The sequence below is a fragment of the Lapillicoccus sp. genome, assembly GCF_025353065.1.
Taxonomy (GTDB): Bacteria; Actinomycetota; Actinomycetes; order Actinomycetales; family Dermatophilaceae; genus Lapillicoccus.
In genome coordinates, this window is record NZ_JANXRJ010000296.1 from 1 (window position 1) to 6486 (window position 6486).

A 6486-nucleotide genomic window follows, 5' to 3' on the forward strand; every position below is an offset into this window, starting at 1 on the left:
CACCGCCGGCAACGTCCGCGACGGCGGGGTGATGGCGCCCGCCATCGACGAGTGCCAGCGGACGGCCGTCGAGTCGTCCCGGCTGGGCATCCCGTTGCTCTTCGGGCGGGACGTGATCCACGGCCACCGCACGGTGTTCCCCATCCCCCTCGGCCTCGCCGCGAGCTGGGACGAGCGGCTCCTCCGCGAGTGCTGCGAGCTCGCGGCTGCGGAGGCGTCGGCGGACGGGGTGGCGTGGACGTTCGCGCCGATGATGGACATATCCGAGGAACCGCGGTGGGGGCGGGTCGCCGAGTCCCTCGGTGAGTCACCGGTGCTCGCCGGACGCCTCGCTGCCGCGATGGTCGAGGGCTTCCAGGGGACCGGGTCGTGGGGCGGTGGAAGGTCGATCGCGGCGACGGCCAAACACTACTGCGGTTACGGCATGGTCCAGGGCGGCCGGGACTACGACACGGTGACCGTCGGCGAGAACACCCTGCGCAACCTCCACCTGCGCCCGTTTCGGGATGCCGTGGACGCCGGGGTGGCCTCGGTGATGGCAGCCTTCAACGACGTCGACGGCATCCCGATGCACGTCCACCGTCATCTGCTGCGCGACGTGCTCAAGGACGAGTGGGGCTTCGACGGCGTCGTCGTCGGTGACTGGGGCGGTGTCGCCCAGCTCGTCAACCAGGGCGTGGCGACCGACCTGCGGGATGCGGCGCGACAGGCGCTCCTCGCCGGCCTCGATCTCGACATGACCTCGGGCGCGTATGCCGCCCACCTCGCCGAGCTCGTCGGGAGCGGCGAGGTGCCGATCGAGCTCGTCGACGACGCCGTCCGCCGGGTGCTGAGGATGAAGCTCCGGATGGGGCTCTTCGAGCATCCCTACGTCGTGGGGCCCGACGCCGTCGAGGCAGCAGAGGGGGCGGAGCCCGCCGCGCTCACCGGATCAGCCGTGCTGCCCGGCCCCGCGGCCCGGGCGCTGGCCCTGAGGGCGGCGACGGCATCCCTCGTCCTCCTCAAGAACAACGGCTTGCTCCCCCTGCACGAGAACGTCGGCAAGATCCACCTCAACGGGCCGTTCGTCAACGAGGGGGACGCCCTGCTCGGCACCTGGGTCCTCGACGGCCGGGGCGAGGACGTCGTCACCCCCGCCGACGCCTTCCGCGAGCACCTCGCCGCCGAGGACCTCGTGGTCTCCGACGGCCGCTTCAGCGACGTCGCCATGTCCTTCGTGCGGGAGGCCGAGGTGACCATCGCCCTGCTCGGCGAGCACCGCAGCCGCTCCGGCGAGGACCGGTGCATCAGTACCCTCGAGCTACCCGCCGGTCAGCTCGAGGTGCTCCGCGAGATGGCCGCTCTCGGAAAGCCGCTCGTCGTCGTCGTCTTCACCGGGCGCCCGCTCGAGCTGGGTCCGGTCATCGAGCTCGCCGACGCGGTCCTGCTCGCCTGGCACCCCGGCATCGAGGCCGGCCACGCCATCGCCGACGTCGTCTTCGGCACGTCCTCGCCGAGTGGTCGGCTGCCGATGACCTTCCCCCGCACCGTCGGTCACATCCCCAGCAGCTCGCACGAGCGGCCGACCGGTCGGCGGATCGACCGCAACGACGACCGCAGCCTCGGTCGCTACCTCAACTCCCTCGTCTTCCCCGAGCTGACCTTCGGTTACGGGCTGACCTACACCTCGTTCGAGTACGGCGACATCGAGCTGAGCAAGGACACCCTCTCCACGCGTTCCGGCTCGGTGCGGGCGACGATCGAGATCACCAACACCGGGACCCGTTCGGGTCGTGAGGTCGTCCAGCTCTACGTCCACGACGTCGTGGCCGAGGTCACCCGGCCGCTGGCCGAGCTGGCCGACTGGGCCACGGTCGACCTGCGTCCCGGCGAGAGCAAGCGCGTCCGATTCGCTGTCACCGCAGCGATGTTCGGCTATCACGACCGGTCGATGACCTGGCGGGTCGACCCCGGGGAGGTCGACGTCATCATCGGCGCCAACGCGGCATACGGCGCCCGGGCCCGGCTCACCCTGGTCGGCTGAGTAGTGGTCGAGACCGCCCGACGGCGCATCCTCCTCAGCGGCACGCCCGTCATCGTCATGGCGGGCGAGGTGCACTACTTCCGGGTGGCGCGGGCCGAGTGGCAGGACCGACTCGACAAGCTCAAGGAGATCGGGTGCACGGCGGTCGCCAGCTATGTCCCGTGGCTGTTTCACGAGCTGCCGGACGGCACGATCGACGTCTCCGGCGACACTCGCCCCGAGCGTGACGTCGGCGCCTTCATCGACCTGTGCCGTGACAACGGTCTGTGGTTCATCGCCCGGCCGGGACCGTTCATCATGGCCGAGCTGAAGAACGAGGGGTTGCCCTTCCGCCTCTACCGCGAGCACCCCGAAATCGTGTCGACCGGCTGGGACGGACGACCGGCGCCGACCAGTACCGTCGACTACCTTGCGCCGGCCTTCCTCGCCGAGACCGAGCGCTGGTATGCCGCGGTCCTGCCCGTCATTGCGGCCCGTCTCGAACCGCGCGGCGGCAACGTCATCGCCCTGCAGCTCGACAACGAGATCGGGATGCTCGCCTGGGTGAGCAACTCCCCCGACCTCACCGACGGGCTGCTGGCCGATTTCCGGAGCTGGTGCGAGGACCGTCACGGGCAGGGGCTTGGTGCTCGCTACCCCCTCGACGCCGGGTGGCGGCATACGGTCGAGTCGCCGCAGGAGCAGTGGGCTGCCGCACTGCGGGTCGACCTCGGACTGTTCATGAGGCACCGGTTCGCCTGCTATTCGGGGGCGCTGGCCGAGATGGCCCGAGCCCACGGCATCGCGGACGTCCCCCTGCTCATCAACATCCACGGCACCGAGGGCGGCAACGGTGTGCCGTTCGGCATCGGGGTCAGCCAGCTCATGGAGACGTGGTCGGGGGTATCCGGGGTGATCGCCGGGTCCGACCACTACCTCGGCGACATGAGCCTGTCGACGACCACGGACATCCACTTCGTCAACGCGTCGATGGCCGCCGTCAACGACGCCGACCAGCCGCTGACCTCACTGGAGTTCGAGGTCGGCACCGGCGACTACAGCGGGGGGCTCGAGCAGCTCGGCGACGCGAGCACGGTCGACCTCAAGACCCGGCTGTGCCTCGCCCAGGGCAACCGGCTGATCAACTACTACCTGCTCGCGGGCGGCATCAACCCGCCGCTGGACGAGCCGGTGGGCGACGGGAACGACCGGATCAGCTTCACCGGCGAGCGACACGGGACGGCGGCGCCGATCGGACCGGAGGGCCAGCGCGGTCTCACCTTCGCCGCGACGCGGGACGCCTGCGCCGCGGTGCGGGCCAACGCGGCGTGGCTCGCCGACATGGACGAGGAGCACGACGACCTGGCGATGGGCTTCGTGCCCGACGCGTTCGCCACGGAGTACCGCTACCCCACGTCCGCGGTGATGACCGCGGTCGTCGACGACCTCGCCGCGCACCGCGGCCCGGGTGGGCGCAAGGCGCTCTGGCGGTCGCTGCTCCTCGCGGGACACCGCTTCAGCGCGGTGAACCTCCAGGATCCGAGGGCGCCGCTGCCGCAGGTCGTCGCCCTGGGCTGCGGCCGCCACCTCGACCGGCGGGTGCAGGAGCGGCTGGTCGCCCACCTCGACGGTGGCGGCGGCCTCCTGCTGCTCGGCCTCGTCCCCGAGCACGACCTGGAGGACGCGCCCTGCGCGGTGCTCGCCGAGGCCCTCGGCATCCGTGGCCACGAGCTGGTGCACGGGGACGACCGCCACTACCCCTCGCTGGTCGGGCTCGGGCTCGCGGCGGCGATCCCCGAGACCCGGGTCGGGTGGCTGCAGCCGCTCGACCTCGGGTCGTCCGGCGCCACCCCGCTGCTGACCGACGTCGACGGGCACGTGTGCGGGGTCGAGGTCACGCTCGGCAGGGGGACCGCCGTCCTGCTCACGGCGGACATGCCGTCGATGCCGGGGCTCTTCGCCGCCATCGCCGCCCGGCTGGGTGCACCGGCCGGCCTCGGGCTGACCACCGACGTCCCCGGTGTCGTCGTGACCTCGACCCGGAGCCCGGCGGGCGACCGGATGGTCCACCTGCTGAACCCCACGGCATACCCCGCCCGGGTGGAGCTCGGCTTCCACGGCGAGCAGGTCGGCGGCGGAACCCTGCACGTGCCGGCCCGCACCGGCCACCTGCTCGGCCTCGGGCTGACCACGCCTTGGGGGCGGATCGTCTCCGCGACGGCCGAGGTGACCGACATCGGCGACGACGGCGTGAGCTTCGCCTTCGGAGTGGGTGACGGCCACGGCCACCCGGGCAGCCGCGTCGTCCTCCAGACGGCCCACGACGTGAGGTGCGAGGGCGCCGAGGTGCGGCGGGAGGGGTGTCTCGTGACGCTGCGGCATACCGGCGCACCACGGCCGCTCACCGTCCTCGTCGGACGGTCGCCATCCGCCTCGGCATCGTGACGGCGCCTCCGGAACTCATGTGGGGGGTTAGCCGCTCCGCCCCCTGAACAGGCGCAGGCGGGCCGGCACGCCGGAGTCACGCCGGCCCTCGGGCGGCGGCAGTCTGGTGCCTGTTGGTCGGGCGACCGGGCCGTATGCCGCCAGCCCGCCCGTATACCGCCCGCTGCGTCGCACCGATGCGGTCATGGGCACCGAGGGCTCAGGCGCCAGAGCGTTCCTCGACCGACAGGACGGTGTCCAGGCCCGAGAGCAGGTCGTCGAGCTGCTCCATGGTGCGGGCGTCGAGCAGCGCGCTGGTGACGCCGGGGTGCGCGATCGCGAAGGCCATCGCGAGGTGGGTGCATCGACAGGCCCACCTCGTCGGCCAGCGGGATGAGCTGCTCGACGCGTCGAGACGGCGCTCGTCCGTGAACGCCCGCGGGAACAACCTGGCGCGCCCGAAGCACCGATCGGGTGACCTCCACACAGGAGCACGCCCACCGATCGACGCGATCGAGCAGGTCCATCGTGGTCACGCCGTCGGGGAGGGCGATCGCCTCGACGGCGACTCGACAGGGCTGCGGCGGTTTGACCGGTCCTGACTGCACGGCACGGTCTCATGCACTGAGGAGCTGGGCCAGGCCGAGCTCTTCGGCAATCAGGATGGTCCCACTTCCACCTCTGTGTGGGAACGCGTGGACGGATCGTCATGAGCGTGCTCACCGCCGGGCGGTCGACGTGGTGGAACCGAGCAAGCGCGGTGGGTGTGGGATTTGAACCCACGAGAGGTTGCCCTCTGGTCGCTTTCAAGGCGACTGCACTCGGCCACTATGCGAACCCACCCGGGTCGGCTCTCAGTCTCCCAGACCGGTCGGTACTCCCCACACCTCCCGACACCTCCCGACAGCAACCACCACAATTCCGACAGCGCGAAGAGGTCGGCGGAGCCGCCCCCGCGACTCCACCGACCTCGTCCCCACTGGCTGTCGTCCGTCCCCCGAACGACGTCCCGAAGGGGGGTGCGGCGTCACGTCCGTGCGGCCGTGGAACCCCGTGTCCCTGACCCGCGACACCGCACCCGGACCGACACCCCCCCCGAGGAGTGTCGGCGCAGGTGTCCGGCGCCCCCGATGCGCCGGACACCCCTGAGGAGTCGGGGGCCGCGCCCCAGATACGTGTCCGGTCAAAAATTTCTGGAAGACCTGGACTACGGCCCGCTCCGTCGAACGCAGGACACCGCAGGGATGTATCAGTACGCCCGCTCAGCGCTCCTCCACCTCAGCCCTCCTCAACGCGGACGCAGCGCTCTACGCTCGGACCACGCAGGGGAATCCGCGGCCTGACGAGGAGACCGGCACATGGCCTACCGCACCACTCCGCAGGACCCACCCCCGTCCGGGCTGCCGTCGCGCGTCCCCGGGCCCCAGGTGCCGACCGAGGCGTTGCGTCGTCACGGCGGTCACGTCCTGGTCCCCGACCGGGCCACCGACCACCGCGGCCGCACCCCCGACCCCACGGCATACGTCGCCGACCAGCTCCTCGTCCAGGGTTCCGGCGCGGGGCCCGCGATCGAGGCGCTCGTCGAGGCCGCCACCTCGACCGGCCACCGGATCGGGACCTCCGACTCGGCGACGGGCAAGCGCGAGACCTACGTCAGCGCGCTCACCGAGCAGGCGCTGTCCGACCTCGCCGCCCAGGTCTGGGTGACCCGCTTCCACCTGCGTACCGACCCGAAGTCCGACCTCCCCGCCCCCAACGCGTGGACCGTGCTGCAGCGTTACCGCGAGCTCGCCGGGGGCGACCGGCAGTTCACGGTGGGTCTCAACCACCTCGTGACGCTGACGTCGCAGACCCTGGAGCCGGGCGCGGCACCCGGCGACGCGGAGATCGAGGGCAGCCCCTACGTCACCGGACCGGGTCTCACCGGCGCCCCCTACTTCACCGGGCCCGGCACCGACGGCACTCCCTACTTCACGGGCCCCGGCACCGAAGGCAACCCCTACTTCACCGGCCCGGGCCTCGGCGGCCGGATGCCGGTGACCTGGCTGGGTGGGGTGCCG

General features: G+C 71.7%; 4 protein-coding genes and 1 tRNA gene. 3 read left to right on the plus strand and 2 right to left on the minus strand.

Annotated features, from left to right (window positions below; genetic code table 11):
* Both Q0R63_RS21865 and Q0R63_RS21870 read left to right on the plus strand, forming a co-directional pair.
* Window positions 1–2023, plus strand: a 2023-nt coding sequence (locus Q0R63_RS21865; RefSeq protein WP_295702121.1) for a glycoside hydrolase family 3 N-terminal domain-containing protein, incomplete at its 5' end; no start/stop codon positions are given.
* A gap of 3 nt (window positions 2024–2026) precedes the next feature.
* On the plus strand, window positions 2027–4447 hold the full coding sequence (locus Q0R63_RS21870) for a beta-galactosidase (protein ID WP_295702123.1): 2421 nt from the start codon (window positions 2027–2029) through the stop codon (window positions 4445–4447).
* A 199-nt stretch (window positions 4448–4646) separates the two neighbouring features.
* Here the strand turns inward: Q0R63_RS21870 and Q0R63_RS21875 are convergent, their stop codons facing one another.
* Both Q0R63_RS21875 and Q0R63_RS21880 read right to left on the minus strand, forming a co-directional pair.
* Window positions 4647–4775, minus strand: a complete 129-nt coding sequence (locus tag Q0R63_RS21875) for a hypothetical protein (protein ID WP_295702125.1) — start codon at window positions 4773–4775, stop codon at window positions 4647–4649.
* A gap of 409 nt (window positions 4776–5184) precedes the next feature.
* Window positions 5185–5269, minus strand: a tRNA-Ser gene (locus Q0R63_RS21880).
* A gap of 515 nt (window positions 5270–5784) precedes the next feature.
* On the opposite strand from Q0R63_RS21880, the gene Q0R63_RS21885 reads away from it, so the two are divergent.
* On the plus strand, window positions 5785–6486 hold a 702-nt coding region (locus tag Q0R63_RS21885; RefSeq protein WP_295702128.1), incomplete at its 3' end, for a hypothetical protein.

What these genes read in the sequence shown, in the direction of transcription:
- Q0R63_RS21875 (WP_295702125.1), bottom strand. Translation starts at nt 4,775, where the DNA reads ATGGCCTTCGCGATCGCGCACCCCGGCGTCACCAGCGCGCTGCTCGAC.